The sequence below is a fragment of the Neisseria flavescens genome (genome assembly GCF_001618065.1).
In the GTDB taxonomy this organism is placed as follows: domain Bacteria; phylum Pseudomonadota; class Gammaproteobacteria; order Burkholderiales; family Neisseriaceae; genus Neisseria; species Neisseria flavescens_A.
The window spans coordinates 1-18,016 of sequence record NZ_LAEI01000063.1 but is presented as its reverse complement, the minus strand read 5'-3'; the positions used below and the strand labels follow the sequence as shown (position 1 = coordinate 18,016).

Annotated in this window: 15 protein-coding genes, 3 tRNA genes and 1 pseudogene; 12 read left to right on the top strand and 7 right to left on the bottom strand. The window is 48.8% G+C overall.

Annotation, left to right across the window (positions count from 1 at the left end):
• Positions 1-31: 31 nt before the first annotated feature.
• Positions 32-1,642, bottom strand: a complete 1,611-nt coding sequence (mnmC, locus tag TW89_RS09690) for an FAD-dependent 5-carboxymethylaminomethyl-2-thiouridine(34) oxidoreductase MnmC (RefSeq protein ID WP_128581315.1) — start codon at positions 1,640-1,642, stop codon at positions 32-34.
• A 124-nt stretch (positions 1,643-1,766) separates the two neighbouring features.
• On the opposite strand from mnmC, the gene TW89_RS09685 reads away from it, so the two are divergent.
• The gene (locus tag TW89_RS09685; protein ID WP_128581314.1) at positions 1,767-2,357 is read left to right on the top strand and encodes a tyrosine-protein phosphatase; all 591 of its coding nucleotides are present in this window, start codon (positions 1,767-1,769) and stop codon (positions 2,355-2,357) included.
• Positions 2,358-2,431: 74 nt separating this feature from the next.
• On the opposite strand, the gene cysE is transcribed toward TW89_RS09685, so the two are convergent.
• Positions 2,432-3,250, bottom strand: a complete 819-nt coding sequence (cysE, locus tag TW89_RS09680; RefSeq protein ID WP_070583842.1) for a serine O-acetyltransferase — start codon at positions 3,248-3,250, stop codon at positions 2,432-2,434.
• A 150-nt stretch (positions 3,251-3,400) separates the two neighbouring features.
• On the opposite strand from cysE, the gene grpE reads away from it, so the two are divergent.
• The 3 genes from grpE (at position 3,401) to TW89_RS09665 (ending at position 6,682) form a co-directional block, all read left to right on the top strand.
• Positions 3,401-3,961 (top strand): nucleotide exchange factor GrpE, encoded by a 561-nt coding sequence (grpE, locus tag TW89_RS09675; protein ID WP_128581313.1) that lies wholly within the window; start codon positions 3,401-3,403, stop codon positions 3,959-3,961.
• Positions 3,962-4,265: 304 nt separating this feature from the next.
• Positions 4,266-6,194, top strand: a complete 1,929-nt coding sequence (gene dnaK / locus TW89_RS09670) for a molecular chaperone DnaK (RefSeq protein WP_128581312.1) — start codon at positions 4,266-4,268, stop codon at positions 6,192-6,194.
• A gap of 269 nt (positions 6,195-6,463) precedes the next feature.
• Positions 6,464-6,682: a hypothetical protein gene (locus TW89_RS09665; RefSeq protein WP_128581311.1), complete on the top strand. Its 219-nt coding sequence runs from the start codon at positions 6,464-6,466 to the stop codon at positions 6,680-6,682.
• Between the two features lie 73 nt (positions 6,683-6,755).
• On the opposite strand, the gene TW89_RS09660 is transcribed toward TW89_RS09665, so the two are convergent.
• Entirely contained in the window at positions 6,756-8,096 is a 1,341-nt protein-coding gene (locus TW89_RS09660; RefSeq protein ID WP_128581310.1) for a DUF2868 domain-containing protein, read from the bottom strand.
• 160 nt (positions 8,097-8,256) lie between these two features.
• A tRNA-Leu gene (locus TW89_RS09655) sits at positions 8,257-8,341 on the bottom strand.
• Positions 8,342-8,502: 161 nt separating this feature from the next.
• On the opposite strand from TW89_RS09655, the gene TW89_RS09650 reads away from it, so the two are divergent.
• The 4 genes from TW89_RS09650 (at position 8,503) to TW89_RS09635 (ending at position 10,064) form a co-directional block, all read left to right on the top strand.
• Positions 8,503-9,168 carry a hypothetical protein gene (locus tag TW89_RS09650; RefSeq protein WP_164836723.1) on the top strand — a complete coding sequence of 222 codons (666 nt, stop codon included), beginning with the start codon at positions 8,503-8,505 and terminating at the stop codon, positions 9,166-9,168.
• Positions 9,161-9,754 carry a GTP cyclohydrolase II gene (ribA, locus tag TW89_RS09645; RefSeq protein WP_128581308.1) on the top strand — a complete coding sequence of 198 codons (594 nt, stop codon included), beginning with the start codon at positions 9,161-9,163 and terminating at the stop codon, positions 9,752-9,754. Before TW89_RS09650 ends, ribA begins: the two co-directional genes overlap by 8 nt.
• 125 nt (positions 9,755-9,879) lie before the next feature.
• A tRNA-Val gene (locus TW89_RS09640) sits at positions 9,880-9,955 on the top strand.
• Between the two features lie 32 nt (positions 9,956-9,987).
• Positions 9,988-10,064: transfer RNA gene (locus TW89_RS09635), tRNA-Asp, on the top strand.
• A 194-nt stretch (positions 10,065-10,258) separates the two neighbouring features.
• Here TW89_RS09635 and TW89_RS09630 read toward each other — a convergent pair.
• From TW89_RS09630 to TW89_RS09620, 3 genes and pseudogenes are all read right to left on the bottom strand, one after another.
• Positions 10,259-11,065: an integrase core domain-containing protein gene (locus tag TW89_RS09630; RefSeq protein WP_128581307.1), complete on the bottom strand. Its 807-nt coding sequence runs from the start codon at positions 11,063-11,065 to the stop codon at positions 10,259-10,261.
• Between the two features lie 74 nt (positions 11,066-11,139).
• A pseudogene (gene parE, locus TW89_RS09625) lies at positions 11,140-13,124 on the bottom strand (DNA topoisomerase IV subunit B).
• 68 nt (positions 13,125-13,192) lie between these two features.
• Positions 13,193-13,729, bottom strand: a complete 537-nt coding sequence (locus TW89_RS09620) for an RNA pyrophosphohydrolase (RefSeq protein ID WP_164836722.1) — start codon at positions 13,727-13,729, stop codon at positions 13,193-13,195.
• A gap of 328 nt (positions 13,730-14,057) precedes the next feature.
• Between TW89_RS09620 and TW89_RS09610 the strand changes: the two genes are divergently transcribed.
• From TW89_RS09610 to TW89_RS09595, 4 genes are all read left to right on the top strand, one after another.
• A complete protein-coding gene (locus TW89_RS09610; RefSeq protein WP_128581305.1) occupies positions 14,058-15,194 on the top strand; it encodes a polyamine ABC transporter substrate-binding protein in 1,137 nt (378 codons plus the stop codon).
• 107 nt (positions 15,195-15,301) lie between these two features.
• Positions 15,302-15,574 carry an ACT domain-containing protein gene (locus TW89_RS09605; protein ID WP_128581304.1) on the top strand — a complete coding sequence of 91 codons (273 nt, stop codon included), beginning with the start codon at positions 15,302-15,304 and terminating at the stop codon, positions 15,572-15,574.
• A 20-nt stretch (positions 15,575-15,594) separates the two neighbouring features.
• Positions 15,595-16,413, top strand: coding sequence for an NYN domain-containing protein (locus TW89_RS09600; protein WP_128581303.1), 819 nt, complete (start codon positions 15,595-15,597; stop codon positions 16,411-16,413).
• 54 nt (positions 16,414-16,467) lie between these two features.
• Complete coding sequence (locus tag TW89_RS09595; protein ID WP_128581302.1) at positions 16,468-17,826, top strand: PFL family protein; 1,359 nt, start codon at positions 16,468-16,470, stop codon at positions 17,824-17,826.
• Positions 17,827-18,016 lie beyond the last annotated feature (190 nt).

The window sequence follows — 18,016 nt, the reverse complement described above, 5'->3', positions numbered from 1 at the left end:
CAGACGGCCTTTTTTATTTAAAACGAAATCTTTAAACGGATAACAACGGCTGCTGCCGAACAATCGCGCGGATGATGGCGCGGTTGGGGTGTAGCGCGGTTCTCAGCCTTTGCGATAGCGGATGGGGCAAGCCGAGTATTTCGGCCGCAATGGCGGCGGCGCAGATGGGGGCTGTCGCCAGGCCGCGCGTGCCGTGTGCCGTATTGATGTAGGCATTGGGCAGGTAAGGGCAGGGGATATTGTCGAGGCGGTAGTTTTTGTCCAATGCCAGCTTGGCGTAGGCGGACTGCATGGCGGCGATGTCGCCGAGTGCGCCGACAACGGGCAAGTGGTCGAGGCTGTCGCAACGCAGGGCGGCATGGCCTTGTGTGTTTTGAAGGCCGTCTGAAAACGAATTTTGATCAAACAGGGATTGTGCCAATGGCGGATTGAGTTGTTGAAGGGCGGCACGGTTGTCGACTTCTTCGTTTGGATACCAAGTTTCATCGTTGCTGTTGAGGATAAATGTCGCGCCGTAGCAGTGGCGGCCTTGCCAGCTCGGACTGATGTAGCTTTCGCCGGAAATGGCGCAACGCAGCTTTTGTGAAAACGGGCTTGAGGACACAACGCCGGTTTGGCCGCGGATTTGGCGGAAAGGCAGGGCGGAGACGTTGGTGTCGGCGGCAGTCGGGCTGTGCGCGCCCATGCAGTAAACGATATGGCTGGCGTTGAAATGAGCATCCGGTGTGTGTGCCATCCATTGTGTGCCGTCATGCGATACGGCGGTCAGCGGCGAGTGTTCGTGCAACTCAATTAGCGGATGATTCAATAAGGCATGCACGACAGTGGGCGGATTCAGCCATACGCCTTGCGGCCAGTAAAGGCCGTCTGAAAATACGTCTATGCCTGCAATGTGCGCAGCCTCTTCGGCAGATACGCTGTGGTAAAGGTGTTTATGCTGGTGTTGCAAACCCAAGGCCTGATTGCGTTTGCGTTCGCTGTCGTCAAAATTCAAATGCAATACGCCGTCGCCGCCCCATACGTCGGAGTCGGGTAGCAAGTCTTCCAACAATCGGCGCGTGTAGCCGTAGCCTGTCAGCAGCAGCTCGGTTTGTTCGGTATCGTGTGGCGAGATTTTGGCGTAGAGCAAGCCTTGGCGGTTGCCGCTGCCTGCCTGCGCTGCTTTTCCGGCCTCTAAAACGGTAACGCGTACGCCGTGTTCCGCCAGTTTGCGTGCGGTTGCCGCGCCGGCAATGCCTGCGCCGATAATCAGGACATGTTCGGGCGCGGCTTGATGTTCAGGCCGTCTGAACCAAGGTTTTAGAGTAATGGGGGTGGATTGGGGTATGGCTTCGGTTTGCCATTCGATATGAGGGAAATGTTCGTGTAAGCGGTCGGCGCGGTGTGGCGGAACCAGCCAAAGGTGCACGTCAGGCAATAGGTTTTCCAAAACATTGACGCTGTTGAACTGAAGGCATTTCATGGCTTGAACGAGGCGGTTGTTCAGACGGCCTTCAAGCTCGGATGGCTGATTCGATAATGGAAAATCGGGAATATGGTTTTCAGGCAGGCAGACAATCAAATAAAGCGGCGCGGTATGTTGTTCGATCGCGTGGCAAAGGTTGGCAAGGGAAGGCGTGGTGTTCCAAGCAAGGCAGGTCATGATGAAAGGTCGTCTGAAAAAAGAGGCTTTATTGTAACGCGGTTTGCGCGGATAGAATATCCGAACGGGTTTTGATAAAATCTTTCGATATTTGTTTTCCCATTGATTTTCATACAGGAATTTTATGCGCCGTCTTTTATTGTGCCTTCTCGCTTCCGGCTTGCCCATCGCTTGCTTATCTGCGCCGCCGGATAACGGCGGCCAAGCCGTTCAGTCCGAACGTTGGGCAACGCCTGTCAAACACGATGCCAACCTTTATCGTATCGACGACAAGCTTTACCGCAGCGAGCAGCCTGTTGCCGAAGATGGCGAAGCCATCGTCAAACTGGGCATTCAAAGCGTGATCAACCTGCGCTTTTTCGACCGCAACGATGACGACCATTTGAAGGCGTATGGTTTGACCTTGCTAAACCGTCCGTTGCTGTCATGGAGCATTAAGCCGAAAGAGATTGCGGAAATCCTATACCTGATTGAAAAACAACAGCAAAACGGGGCAGTGCTTATTCATTGTTATCACGGCGCAGACCGTACCGGTTTGATTGCCGGAATGTACCGCATCATTTATCAAGGTTGGCCGGTGGAAGAAGCAAAAGCCGAAATGCAACACGGGCCTTACGGTTATCACAGCATTTGGAAAAACATTGCCAACCTATTTACCGAAGAGAAAGTTAAGCAGGTTAAAACGCACTTGGAAACCTTGCGCAAACGCGGTTAACACCAAGATTTAAATAGAAAAAGGCGGTCTGAAAGAATAAATCTTTCAGACGGCCTTTTTTAATGGCAGACTGCTTAAATCACAAAATCCGTAGATGATAATTGAATACTTTGATCCATATCGGCAGACGGAGTTTTGGAAGAGCGGCCGACCGGTTTGGCCGGTACGCCGACAACGGTAATCGAAGACGGTACGTCGGCAACCACCACGCTGCCTGCGCCGATTTTGGCATTTTCGCCGATGCGGATGTTGCCCAAAATCGAAGCATTCGCACCAATCATCACGCCATTACCGATTTTCGGATGGCGGTCGCCGCTTTCTTTTCCTGAACCGCCCAGCGTTACGCCGTGGAGGATGGAAATATTGTTGCCTAAGACGGCGGTTTCACCGGCCACAAAACCGGTGGCATGGTCGAGCATCAAACCGTGACCGAAACGGGCGGCTGGGTGGATATCGACACCGAAGACTTCCGACATGCGGTTTTGCAGGAAATACGCCAGCGTTTTACGGCCGTTTTGATAGAGCCAGTGGTTGATACGGTGTGCCTGTACGGCGTGGAAGCCTTTGAAATACAACAGCGGCAGCGAATATTCATCACAAGCCGGGTCGCGCTCGTAAATGGCTTTTAAGTCGGCCTCGACACATTTGCTGATACGGGTGTCCACGCTCAAAGCCTGCTGATAAATTTCAAACAGAGCGCGCACATCCATAATCGGGCTGCCGAGTTTGCTGGAAAGATGGTAGGCAAGTACCGAATCGAGCGAATCGTGGCGTAACACGGTTTGATGCAGGAAGCTCGCCAGCATCGGTTCGGCCGCGGCTGCCGCTTCAGTTTCTTCGCGGATGGTGTGCCACAGATTAAAATCGGTTGAATTCAAATGGTCTTTTTTCATATTCGAGGCCGTCTGAAGAATAAAATCAGATGGCTATCTTACCGTTTTCCAACGTCTTTTAACAAGGCATTTGATAATCGACGTTCAAATGCTTGAAGTTTTTTCAGACGGCCTTATATATGAAACATCGAATATCAACACGCTAAAAGGATGTCAGAAATGACGGAGCATAACGAACAACATCAACATGAAGCAGAAGAAGCGGCAGCCGTAGAAACTGCCGAAACCGTTGAAACCGAACAAGCAGAACCGACTTACGAAGAGCTTCAGGCGCGTGTCACCGAGTTGGAAGGCCAACTCAAAGACAGCGAATTGCGCGGTCTGGCAAACGAGCAAAACCTGCGCCGCCGCCATCAGCAGGAAATCGCCGACACCCATAAATTCGCCGGACAAAAATTTGCAGCAGAAATGTTGCCGGTTAAAGATTATCTCGAAATGGCGCTGCTGGACCAAAGCGGCAATTTCGATGCACTGAAAATGGGCGTGCAAATGACTTTGAACGAGCTGCAAAAAGCATTTGATGCCACCCATATTAAAGAAATCAACCCGCAGCCGGGTGACAAACTCGATCCGCACCAACATCAAGCGATGCAGGCAGTCGTCAGCGAGCAAGAGCCGAATACCATCGTCAGCGTGATGAAAAAAGGCTATACATTGGCCGACCGCGTACTGCGTCCTGCGATGGTTGTCGTGGCGAAAAAAGAAGATTGAAGGCACCGCTTGATAAAGTTTATCAAGCATAAAATCTTCAGACGGCCTTATCCGGTTTCAAATCCCGATGTTCCGCTATTGGAAAATCATTCCGATAAACCGGAATCGGAAAATTAAAACCGGCCGTCTGAGAAAAGAATAAACGGCTTGTGGATAAATAAATCAAGTACTTGAATTTAATTTAAAAAAAATTCAAATTAAGCCTTGAAAAAAAAATGAAGCAACCTTATTTACAAGCCATCGGAACGAAATGTTCCACAGGATTATTAATTTAGAAAAGTTTATTTATTAGGAGCAACATAATATGGCAAAAGTAATCGGTATTGACTTAGGTACAACCAACTCTTGTTTGGCCATTTCTGAAAACGGTCAAACCAAAGTGATCGAAAATGCAGAAGGTGCACGCACCACTCCTTCCGTTATCGCTTATTTGGACGGCGGCGAAATCCTCGTCGGCGCGCCTGCAAAACGCCAAGCGGTAACCAACGCTAAAAACACTATTTACGCCGCCAAACGTTTGATCGGCCACAAATTTGAAGACAAAGAAGTTCAACGCGACATCGAATCTATGCCTTTCGAAATTATCAAAGCCAGCAACGGCGACGCATGGGTGAAAGCGCAAGGTAAAGAGCTGTCTCCTCCTCAAATTTCCGCAGAAGTTTTGCGTAAAATGAAAGAAGCCGCTGAAGCTTACTTGGGCGAGAAAGTCACCGAAGCCGTGATTACCGTTCCGGCCTACTTCAACGACAGTCAACGTCAAGCGACTAAAGACGCAGGCCGTATCGCAGGTTTGGAAGTAAAACGTATCATCAACGAACCAACCGCAGCCGCTTTGGCATTCGGTATGGACAAAGGCGACAACAAAGACCGCAAAGTAGCCGTATATGACTTGGGTGGTGGTACTTTCGATATTTCCATCATCGAAATTGCCAACCTCGACGGAGACAAACAATTCGAAGTATTGGCTACCAACGGCGATACCTTCTTGGGCGGTGAAGACTTCGACCAACGCTTGATCGACTACATCATTGACGAGTTCAAAAAAGAACAAGGCATTGATTTGAAACAAGACGTAATGGCTCTGCAACGTCTGAAAGAAGCTGCTGAGAAAGCTAAAATCGAATTGTCCAGCAGTCAGCAAACTGAAATCAACCTGCCATACATCACTATGGACGCAACCGGTCCTAAACACTTGGCCATGAAAATTACCCGTGCCAAATTCGAAAGCCTGGTTGAAGATTTGATCCAACGTTCTATCGAGCCTTGCAAAATCGCATTGAAAGATGCCGGCTTGAGCACCAGCGACATTGACGACGTAATCTTGGTCGGCGGTCAAAGCCGTATGCCGAAAGTACAAGAAGCCGTTAAAGCCTTCTTCGGCAAAGAGCCTCGTAAAGACGTGAACCCTGATGAAGCTGTTGCCGTAGGTGCAGCGATTCAAGGCGAAGTATTGAGCGGCGGCCGCAGCGACGTATTGTTGCTGGACGTAACGCCTCTGTCTTTGGGTATCGAAACCATGGGCGGCGTGATGACCAAGCTGATTCAAAAGAACACTACTATTCCGACTAAAGCGTCTCAAGTGTTCTCTACTGCCGAAGACAACCAAAGCGCGGTAACCATCCATGTACTGCAAGGCGAACGCGAACGCGCTTCTGCCAACAAATCTTTGGGTCAGTTCAACTTGACCGACATCGCACCTGCACCACGCGGTATGCCGCAAATTGAAGTTACTTTCGACATTGACGCCAACGGTATCTTGCACGTTTCCGCCAAAGACAAAGGTACAGGCAAAGCGGCCAACATCACCATCCAAGGCTCTTCAGGTTTGAGCGAAGAAGAAATCGAACGCATGGTGAAAGATGCCGAAGCCAATGCTGAAGAAGATAAAAAACTGACTGAATTGGTCGCTTCACGCAACCAAGCCGAAGCCCTGATTCACTCCGTGAAAAAATCTCTAGCTGACTACGGCGACAAACTCGACGCTGCCGAGAAAGAAAAAATCGAAGCTGCGTTGAAAGAAGCTGAAGAAGCCGTTAAAGGCGACGATAAAGCCGCTATCGATGCCAAAGCCGAAGCTTTGGGTGCAGCCAGCCAAAAATTGGGTGAAATGGTTTACGCTCAAGCGCAAGCCGAAGCACAAGCAGGCGAGGGCGCACAAGCCGAGTCTTCTGCTAAGAAAGACGACGACGTTGTAGATGCCGACTTTGAAGAAGTAAAAGACGACAAAAAATAATTGATGCCGTCTGAAAAAAGCGCGAATCGAAAGGTTCGCGCTTTTTGTCGTTTGGGAAATGTGTAAAGACGCTTTGTCAAAATTGACGGTAAACTTTCAAAACCATGCTACATCATCGTGTCGCCATACTTCTATTGCCGAATTTTGAACAGATTTCGCCGAATGCTGACAGCAGCTGACAGTCAAAGCCATTAATATTTGTCCATCGCTAATGAATGTGAATAAATTCTTATTTTTACCTAAAATCAACCACTTGAAAGAAGATAAATATGAAAAAACTGATTCAAATGACCTCTTTGATGGTTGCAGCTTCCGGTTTGGTATTGGCTCCAGTCGCTTCTGCACACGGCAAACATGAAATGCATCCGAAACAAGAGCATATGCACAAAAAAGTCAAACCGCAAAAAATGAAAAAACCTGCACCTAAAGCCAAACATCATGCAGCCAAACCTAAACATCATCAAGAGCATCGCCACGAACATCATTAAGATGAATCCTCAACAATAAATAAGGCCGTCTGAAACCCAAACATCAGGTTTCAGACGGCCTTCGGTTTATCTGTCAAATAGCGCTTTGCCGTTTTTCTTGTGCCAAACGGGTCGGCTCCAGCCAGGCAATGTTTCTTTCTGCCAGCGCATCGCGCCAATAATCCAGTTTGGTATCCAAATCTTCAGAGAAACTGTCTTGATTCAAAAGCTGAATGATAACGCCGCCGTCCGTAGCCTCGGCCAAGCGGCTGATTTGACGCAAAATGCCGCGATCGGGAACAGTTTGCGTGCGTACGCCGATGAGAAGTTGCGCCGGAGTTTGTTTCAATTCGGCTTCCAATTGTTCCAAATCTTTTCTGCCGGCGGCCACGCCTTTGTCTATCCACTCTTGCGCCAAAACGCCGGAAAACCAAAGCGGCTCAGGCCATTCTGTTTCCAGTGTAACAGCCCATTTGGGCGCATTATTCAGCGTAATTTTAGATGAAACGGGAACGATGTTTTCCTGAAAATCATCGGCATCGACAATCTTCGTTTGCCATGTGCGGAGGATGTTTTGATAGTAGGGCTGATTCAAATCCAAACGTTCGCGCAGGGTTTTTGAAGTAATCTTGCAAGCCAGCCAAGCAAGCAAGCGTGGCAGAATGCCATAGCAGATGATGCTGCCGATGAGTAAACCCGCCCAAGCGCGTGCATCTTCGATATGATTGTTCAGACGGCCTGCAATCACAGCCTGACTGTCGGGAACAGGAAAGCCCAAACGTTCCGGCAGCCATGACAAAGCCTCAACCGTTTTCACCAATGCCGTATTACTTAAAAGCGTACTTTCCCAGTTGAACGTATATTGACGCACCAAAAGCAGCAGCAAAACAGAAACCAACATTCCCGACAGCGTGCATAGCCACAGACCGTGTGAAGTTGCACCAATCAGCCAACGCGTTTGCGGTTTGCGCCATTCATCCACATAAAGCCGCAAAATTGCCTGATTGACAGGATCTTTGCCTCGGAACCAAGTTGCCGGACTGCTGATAAAGTGCACATTTTTCAAATGCAGGAATAAAGTCGCCAGCCACACCAGCAGCATGACTGTATTCATGCCCAAAATCCCGGCCAATACCAGAAAAAAGTTCAGCCCCTGATTGTCCATCAAAAGATAAGTACTGGAAAAACCGACCGTAAACAACAACGTCGCCGCAACAATCCAAAGCCAAAACGAGCCTGTCTCCACCTGTTGCAACACATATTTCAAATGCTGGTCGCGGTCAATAATTTGGGCACGGTGTATCAGTTTTTCCTCGTTGCCGCCATCAATATGTCGCAACGCTTCCGTCGCCTGAACGGGATCTCCCGGAAAAATATAGGCACGTTCTTCAAGGATACGGACCAATTCGACAAGTTTTTGCGATGGATTCAACATAAATGATAGGCCGTCTGAAAGATAAGTGGAAACGTCTGTTATACCCCCAAATAAACCCCTTTTTGCAAAGGTCAAAAAATTAAAGCAGTTTTGATTTTGAATAGGGTATATAGTGGAATAGATGTAAAAAAAGCAGCCCGAAAGCTGCTCATTTTGAGTGTGGTGCGGACGGAGAGACTCGAACTCTCACACCTCGCGGCGCCAGAACCTAAATCTGGTGCGTCTACCAATTTCGCCACGTCCGCACTAATCTGAACCGTGGATTATACACAAGATTAATGGGGGCGCAAAGTCTTGGTTGCTTGAATTTTTCGGTTTATCCCTTATATAATGATTTATTCCGGCCGTCTGAAAGCAGGGTTTGTTTTCAGACGGCCTCAACTTTCCATTTGGTGAGGAAGGGCAGATGCCTGCTTTATTGATTAAAGATTTTTTGCAGACGCAAGGTTTGAAGTTGCCTGCGGATGATATACATGTTGCTTATTTGACTGCCCAGTCTGTGATTAAAATGGGCAATGCTTCGGTTGAGCGTTCGATTTTGTGGCCGTCTGAAGACGGTTGGCAGTTGGCGGATTATGTTGATGCCGAGCATGAATTGTTGCTGAAACAGATTTTTATGGCTTTGGATTCGGTTGCCGAGCGCACCGAGCATTTGAAAAGCGCAGCGGTTTATACAGCGTTTCCGAAAGATGGCGCGTTGTCGCTGGTTCGACTGAGCCGTTGGGGCGTGCCATTGGAAAATGTGATTCCAATCGACGAGCAGGCCGGACAGGCTTTTTTGGCTGTGCGTACGGCACAAAGCGGTTGGATGAATGTTTGTCAGAATGTGGCGTATTGGCAGGAAATTGGTGAATTGTCGAACGAACGCAATCATCCTGGTTTGAGTCAGATTTCTGTTCCTGTCTGTATGCCCAGCGGTGCGGTTTTGGGTGTGGTACATGCCGAGTTTGATGTCAAAGACGGCGCGCCCGATGAAGTATTGGTGGCTTGGATTGCCCTTGCCTTGGCGCTGTCGGATTCTTTGAAAAATCTGTTGGGCGTGGCTGAAAACGAGGAAGCGGAAAATGAGTAACGCGTTGAAGTTTGTCGCGTCATGCCGTTTGCCTACGGAATGGGGCGAATTTACCATGCACGGCTTTGAAGAAGAGGGCGGTCAGGAGCATGTCGCATTGACGATGGGCGATGTTTCAGACGGCCTGCCTGTGTTGTCGCGTATTCATTCCGAGTGCTTGACCGGCGATGCTTTATTTTCGGTGAAATGTGATTGCGGCCCTCAGCTTCAAGCGGCGATGCAGGCTGTTCAGAAAGAAGGGCGTGGCGTTATCGTATATTTGCGCCAAGAAGGCAGGGGCATTGGTTTGATAAACAAAATCCGTGCGTATCGTCTGCAAGATCAGGGCTTGGATACGGTTGAGGCCAATGTTGCACTCGGTCTTCCTGTTGATGCGCGCGACTTTACTTTGGCCAAGCAGATTTATGATTATCTGCATATTCGTGAAGTCAAGTTGTTGACTAATAACCCTGAAAAAATCCAAACATTGAAAGATTCCGGTATTAATGTGGTCGCACGGATTGCATTACATGTCGGCGAAAATGTGGAAAATGAACGTTATCTGCATACTAAAGCGGATAAATTGGGGCATTTGATTTTCGATTGATAGATGGGCATAACGGTAATTTTTGCGGTTAAATAAAATATTCTATATTCTTTCAATGGGATATATTTTTGTTTAAATAAAAACCTTGCGCGTAGCCTGATTTTTTGATTTAATGTCGGCTTATCGGGTGATTAGCTCAGTTGGTAGAGCGTCTGCCTTACAAGCAGAATGTCGGCGGTTCGACTCCGTCATCACCCACCAAGTTTCCTTTCATTGTCTTTGACAGTGGATGCGCGGTGGTAGCTCAGTTGGTTAGAGTACCGGCCTGTCACGCCGGGGGTCGCGGGTTCGAGCCCCGTCCGCCGCGCCATTATTTAAAAAGCACTGATAATATCAGTGCTTTTTTATTTGTCTTAAAAACTCAATCAAGCTGCAAAAATAGAAATAGGTAAGTAACGGGGTATGGAAATACTGTTTAACCTTAAATTCTGATGATTTTGAAAAAGGCCGTCTGAAACTTTTAAAGTTTCAGACGGCCTTTAGTGTAGGAAATCATCGCGTTGTTTACACCACAGGTTGAGAAAAATAAGCCTGCAAGACCTCAAACGGCGTATCCCCATTCAAACTGCGGTGCGGCTTCACAGTGTTATAGAAATTAACAAAGCGACACAACTCCTTTTGCCGATGTTCCGGACTGTCAAACGACTGCTTCTCATGCCACATCTCCATCAGGGTACGGATAACTCGCTCCGCCTTACCGTTGGTCTGCGGACGGGCAACCCGGGTAAACTTTTGACCAATCCCGTTCTCATAACAGGCCACACCGAAAGCATGGTTGGCCGATCCTTTGTATTCCGTCCCGTTGTCGGAATACACGCACTCGATCAAATAGGGGCAGGAATCAATCAGGTGTTCGGTCAGAAACTTGGAGGCACTGTCTGCAGTTTTGTCCGGCAAAATGGCGGCGTATAGCTCCCTTGAGAAATCATCGATGGCGACAAACAGGTAATCCCGTTTATCGGTGGCTTTCTGCCCTTTGAGCAGCAGCAGCCGTTTGGTATCGAGATGCACTAACTCTCCGGGGTAGGATTTATTGTAGCGTTTGGCCTGCTTTTTGAGTTTTTTCTGAATGCTGCGTTCTACCTTGGTCAGGCGTTTCATTCCGTACTTTGCCTGTTTGAAACGGTTGTTGGTGCTGGTTTGGGGTTTGAGCAGCCTGCCTCTTGCAGCTTTAAGTGCGCGGTAAATGGTGACGCGGCTGACTTGGTAGCGGCGTGCCAGGGAGGTAACGCTTTCCTTTTCCTGCGTGTAGGCCAGCCAAATGGCTTGGCGGTGGTGTGGGGTGAGACGAGTGTTTTTGTGCATGTTCATGTTTCAGTATTCTCCTGGAAATACTGTAAACAACGCTACTGATTTCTACACCTTTAGTCTATTGAAACAATGGATTAGATATCCAATTCTGCCGTATCGCCTTCTTTTTCCATCCATGCGCGGCGGGCGGCGGCTTCGCCTTTGCCCATCAGTTTGACGAAGATGTCGCGTGTTTCGTCATCTGCGCCTTCTGGGATTTGTACCTGCAACAGGCGGCGGGTGTCAGGGTGCATGGTGGTGTCTTTGAGCTGGTCGGGGTTCATCTCGCCCAAGCCTTTGAAACGGCTGATGGAATAAGCAGTTTCTTTAACGCCTTCTTTTGTAGTCGCTCCAAAATGCTGTCGAGTTCGTTTTGGTCGAGGGCGTAAAATTTGCGGGCAGGTTTGCTTTTGCCTTGTGCGTTGACATCAACGCGGAACAGCGGCGGCTGGGCGACGTAGATATGTCCGTCGGCAACCAGTTTGGGGAAGTGGCGGTAGAACAGGGTCAACAGCAAGACCTGAATATGCGAGCCGTCCACGTCGGCATCGGACAGGATGGCGATTTTGCCGTAGCGCAGGCCGCTTAAATCGGGATTGTCGTTGATGCCGTGCGGATCGACACCGATGGCGACGGAAATATCATGGATTTCGGCGTTACCGAAGAGTTGGTCGGGGTGGACTTCAAAGCTGTTGAGCACTTTGCCGCGCAGGGGCAAGATGGCCTGTGTGGCTTTGTCGCGGGCAAGTTTGGCAGAGCCGCCGGCAGAATCGCCTTCGACAAGGAAGAGTTCGTTTTCGCGGATGTCTTCGCTTTCGCAGTCGGTTAGCTTGCCGGGCAGGACGGCAACGCCGCTGCCTTTTTTCTTTTCAATCTTTTTAACCGAACGCATTCGTGCTTGTGCCTGACGGATAGCGAGTTCGGCGATTTTTTTGCCGTAATCCACGTTTTGGTTCAGCCACAATTCCAAAGGATCGCCCGATACGGTGGCAACGAGTTTCAGCGCGTCGCGGTTGGTTAGCTTGTCTTTGGTCTGACCTTGGAACTGAGGGTCGAGGACGCGGGCAGAGAGGACGAAGGCGGTTTTGCTGAACACGTCGTCGCTTTGCACTTTCACGCCGCGCGGCAAGAGGTTGTGCAGATTGATGAAGTTGTTGACGGCGTTAAACACGGCTTGTTTCAAGCCTGCTTCGTGCGTACCGCCCAGAGGGGTGGGGATGAGGTTGACGTAGCTTTCGTTGGCACACGAGCCTTCTTCCAGCCAAGTCAGGGCAAACGCGGCGCCTTCTCCGATACTGAAATCGCCGTTGTGGCCGTCTGAAATGTAGTTTTCACAAGAGAAGATAGGCACGGCTTCCTGCGCATCGGCAATGAGGTCGGTCAGATAGCTTTTCAAGCCGTCTGGATAGTGCCAAGTTTGGGTGTATGTTTCGTTTTCGCCTTTAACCGGACGGGTCAGGGAAACGCGTACGCCCGGCAACAAGACGGCTTTGGCGCGCAATAGGCGCTCGAGTTCGGGAATGCTGTAATTCGGGCTTTCAAAATATTTGCCGTCCGGCCAGACGCGCACTTCGGTGCCGCTGTCTTTGACGGCGCATTTGCCCACTTCAGTCAATGGCTCAATGACGTTGCCACCGGAAAAGACGATGCGGTGGACTTTGCCTTCGCGTTTGACCGTTACTTCAAGGCGGGTGGAAAGGGCGTTGGTCACAGATACGCCGACGCCGTGTAGGCCGCCTGAAAAGGCATAGGCGCTGCCGCCGTCTTTTTTGTTGAACTTGCCACCTGCGTGCAGACGGGTGAAGACGAGTTCGACTACGGGTACGCCTTCTTCAGGGTGCAGGCCGACGGGAATGCCGCGGCCGTTATCACGGACGGAAAGCGAACCGTCTTCATGAATTTGCACGTCGATTGCAGTTGCAAAACCACCTAACGCCTCGTCCGCCGCATTATCAATTACTTCCTGACAGATATGGGTCGGGCTGTCGGTACGGGTGTACATGCCGGGACGTTCTTTGACCGGCTCCAAGCCTTTGAGGACGGTAATGCTGGATTCGCTGTATTGATTGTTTTTAGCCATAGGAATAATGTAAAGGCCGTCTGAAAGGATGAAAAACAACGCTTTCAGACGGCCTGAAAGCGTTTGGATTATAGGTTTTCTATTGGATTGCGCCGGATAAAGTCTTCATAGCTTTCTATGCCGCGCAAGAAACGGGAGAGTTCGGTCAATGCGTCCAAATACACGCCGCGCTTGAAGTCGATGACTTCGTCAACCGGCGCCCAGTATTGGTGCCAGCGCCAGCCGTCAAATTCAGGATGATGGCAGGCGCGGAGGTTGACGTCGCTGTCGCGGCCGACCAAACGCACAAGATACCAAATCTGTTTTTGTCCGCGATACGAACCGCGCCATTCGCGGCGCACCCAATGGCTGGGAACGTCATAACGCAACCAGTCGCGCGTACGGCCAACAATTTTGATGTGTTGCGGTAACAGGCCGACTTCTTCGTACAACTCGCGGTACATGGCGGTCTCAGGGCTTTCACCCGGCTTGATGCCGCCTTGCGGAAACTGCCATGAATGTTCGCGTACGCGTTTGCCCCAAAAGACTTCGTTACGCTCGTTAATCAGGATAATACCGACATTGGGGCGATAGCCTTCTCTGTCTAACACGGTGTCGCCCTTCATTAAATTCAATCGTGCAATTTTCCCACAAATTGGGCGGTTTTGACAAATCTTGAGGCCGTTTGAATAAGCCCACAGTTTTTTCCAGACGGCATGAAACCGTTTCTGAAAAAATGTTGTTTATGAATAAAACCATAGCTTCAGGCCATCTGAAAAATGAAATTTTTTTCTGCTTTAAGGTCTTGCATTCAAAAGATTTTTGCCGTTTAATGCAAACCTTGCTGAATCAAGGGCAAAGGACACATGCCGGCCGCCCCCACAGTTTCCCTTTTGTAAGTGGCATCCGCCACCGCTGCAATATTTTTACCCCCCGAACAAAAGGTCTGAAACCATGAAAAAATCTTTGATGGCGGCGGCAATCTTGAGCCTCGTCTTGACTGCGTGTAGCGGCGGAAAAGAAACCGCCGCAGAATCTTCCGCATCTCAAACTTCCTCTCAAACGGATAAACTCAATATCTACAACTGGTCGGATTATGTCGATCCTGCCACGCTGTCTGCGTTTGAAAACAAAACGTATATCAACGTCCGCTACGATTACTACGACAGCAACGAAGCGCTGGAAGCCAAGCTGCTGACCGGCAAGTCGGGTTATGACTTGGTTGCGCCTTCTATTGCCAATGTCGGCCGTCAGATTAAAGCCGGCGCGTATCAAAAAATCGACAAATCGCAAATTCCCGATTACGCCAATATCGATCCTGATTTGTTGAAAATGATGGAAACCGTCGATCCGGGCAACGAATATGCCGTCCCTTATTTCTGGGGTATCAATACGCTGGCGATTAACAAACAGCAGGTTCAAAAGGCTTTGGGTACGGACAAGCTGCCTGAAAACGAATGGGATTTGGTGTTCAATCCTGAATACACCCAAAAACTGAAATCCTGCGGCATCAGCTATTTTGACAGCGCCATCGAGCAGATTCCTTTGGCTTTGCATTATTTGGGCAAAGATCCGAACAGCGAAAACCCTGATGACATCAAAGCAGCTGTCGATATGATGAAAAAAGTGCGTCCCGACATCAAACGCTTTACCTCATCCGGCTATATTGACGATATGGCTGCCGGTAATCTTTGCGTATCGGTAGGCTACGGCGGCGACCTCAATATTGCCAAAACCCGTGCCAAAGAAGCAGAAAACGGCGTCGAAGTCGAAGTATTGGCGCCGAAAAGCGGCGTCGGTATTTGGGTGGATTCGCTGATGATTCCGCGTGATGCGCAAAATGTGGCCAATGCACACAAATACATCAATCACACGCTCAATCCGGAAACAGCGGCCAAAAACGGCAACTATGTGACTTATGCTCCTGCCAGCCGTCCGGCGCGTGATTTGATGGATGAAAAATATACCTCTGACGAATCGATTTTCCCAAGCAAAGAATTGATGGAAAAAAGCTTCATCGTCTCCCCTAAGTCAACCGATGCGAGCAAACTCAGCGTTCGCCTGTGGCAGGCTTTGAAAGCAGGGCGATAATTAAAATTGAAATTTGAATACTCAGGCCGTCTGAAACAGTTTTTCAGACGGCCTAAGTGTTATAATTGTCAACACTTTTCAAATATCTTATGAGGAGAAACCGCGTTATGAACAATTCAGTCATCACCGTCATCGGCAAAGACCGTGTGGGCATTGTGTACGACGTTTCCAAAATTTTAGCGGAAAACCAAATCAATATTCTCAACATCAGCCAACAGCTGATGGACGATTTTTTTACCATGATTATTTTGGTAGACACTTCAAAATGCGCCAAATCGCGTCAAGAAGTTTTGGATTTGTTTGCGGAAGAGAGCAAAAAACTCGCGCTTGATATCCGTATGCAAAACGAAGAAATTTTTCAAGCCATGCACCGTATTTGATTTTTAGGAACTCTAAAATTATGTCAAAAAATAAAATTAGTTTTAATGTAGCTGAAGAGAAATCTGCACGGTTGGCAGTTTTAATTGATGCTGATAATGCGTCAGCGCAAACCATTGATGCGATTTTAGAAGAAACAACTAAATTCGGTGAAGCAATGGCAAAACGCATCTATGGCAACTTTGTTGGTGACAACGGCAAATGGAAAGCCGTCATTAATGAGCATGCTATCAAACCTATGCAGCAATTTGCTTACACCACAGGTAAAAATGCCACTGACGGTTTTATGATTATTGATGCGATGGATTTACTTTATACTGGCCGTTTTGATGGTTTTTGTTTGGTATCTAGTGATAGTGACTTTACTGCATTAGCTATTCGGTTGAAAGAACAAGGTGTAACAGTTTACGGTTTTGGCAAAAAGCAAACGCCTGAAGCTTTCCGTAATGCGTGCAGCCAATTTATCTATGTAGAAAACTTGATGCCTGAACCCACACAAAAAGAAACAGTAACTGATAAACCACAGAAACCAACAGAGAAACAGATTCAAACAGCCTCTCCCGAAAATGCTCAAGCTCAACCGAAAATTGCCGAACAACTTGAGAACAAATTACCATTAGAGACTATACATAAAATTTTCGAACATGCGGAAAGTGAATGGATGGCTATGACTGCATTCGGTGCCACTTGGAAACGCTTGCAGGTAGATTTTGACCCACGTAATTACGGGTGTAAGAAATTTACCGATTTAGTAAAAAAATATTCTGATGTGTTTGATTACGAAATGCGAAAAACTGCTGAAGGCACGCAAGAGCATATGTATGTCAAGCTTAAAGTCTAATCGAAGGTCGTCTGAAAATATTTTTCAGACGACCTGCAAGAAAGGCCGAACCCCATGAATAACTTCCACAGTAATGAGATACTTGAAACCGTCAAAATGGTAGCCGACCAGAATTTTGATGTCCGTACCATTACCATCGGCATTGATTTACATGACTGTATCAACAGCGATATCAATGTGTTGAACCAAAATATTTACAATAAAATCACCACAGTCGGCAAAGACTTGGTGGCAACGGCAAAATATCTGTCTGCCAAATACGGTGTACCGATTGTGAATCAGCGCATTTCCGTTACGCCGATTGCCCAAATCGCCGCGGCCACCCATGCTGATTCTTACGTCAGCGTGGCGCAAACTTTGGATAAGGCTGCCAAAGCGATAGGCGTGTCTTTTATTGGCGGCTTTTCCGCGTTGGTGCAAAAAGGTATGTCGCCTTCGGATGAGGTGCTGATTCATTCCATTCCCGAAGCGATGAAGACTACCGATATCGTGTGCAGCTCCATCAATATCGGCAGCACGCGTGCCGGTATCAATATGGATGCAGTCAAGCTGGCAGGCGAAACCATCAAACGTACGGCTGAAATCACGCCCGAAGGTTTCGGCTGCGCCAAAATCGTCGTGTTCTGTAATGCAGTAGAAGACAACCCGTTTATGGCGGGCGCGTTTCACGGTTCGGGCGAAGCGGATGCCGTTATCAATGTCGGCGTATCGGGTCCGGGTGTTGTAAAAGCCGCGTTGGAAAACTCAGATGCAACGACATTGACCGAAGTTGCGGAAGTAGTGAAGAAAACTGCTTTCAAAATTACCCGCGTGGGCGAACTCATCGGCCGCGAAGCTTCAAAAATGCTAAACATCCCATTTGGTATTCTCGACTTGTCATTGGCACCAACCCCTGCCGTTGGCGACTCGGTGGCGCGCATTCTTGAAGAGATGGGTTTGAGCGTCTGCGGTACGCACGGCACGACAGCGGCTTTGGCCTTGCTGAATGATGCCGTGAAAAAAGGCGGCATGATGGCTTCCAGTGCGGTCGGCGGTTTGAGCGGCGCATTTATCCCTGTTTCAGAAGATGAGGGCATGATTGCCGCTGCCGAAGCCGGCGTGCTGACACTGGACAAACTCGAAGCCATGACCGCTGTCTGCTCCGTTGGTTTGGATATGATTGCCGTTCCCGGCAATACGCCTGCTCATACCATTTCCGGTATTATCGCCGACGAAGCCGCCATCGGCATGATCAACAGCAAAACCACTGCCGTGCGCATTATTCCGGTAACCGGCAAAACCGTCGGCGACAGCGTCGAGTTCGGTGGCCTGTTAGGCTACGCGCCTGTAATGCCGGTCAAAGAAGGCTCATGTGAAGTATTCGTCAACCGAGGCGGCAGAATCCCGGCTCCGGTTCAATCGATGAAAAACTGATTGGATTGATAATAAAAAAGGCCGTCTGAAATTGATTTTCAGACGGCCTTTTATGTTTGCAGGCTGAGACCTTTGCAAAATTCCCCAAAATCCCCTAAATTCCCACCAAGACATTTAGGGGATTTTCCATGACCACCTTCTTTCAACAAACCGCCCAAGCCATGATCGCCAAACACATCGACCGTTTCCC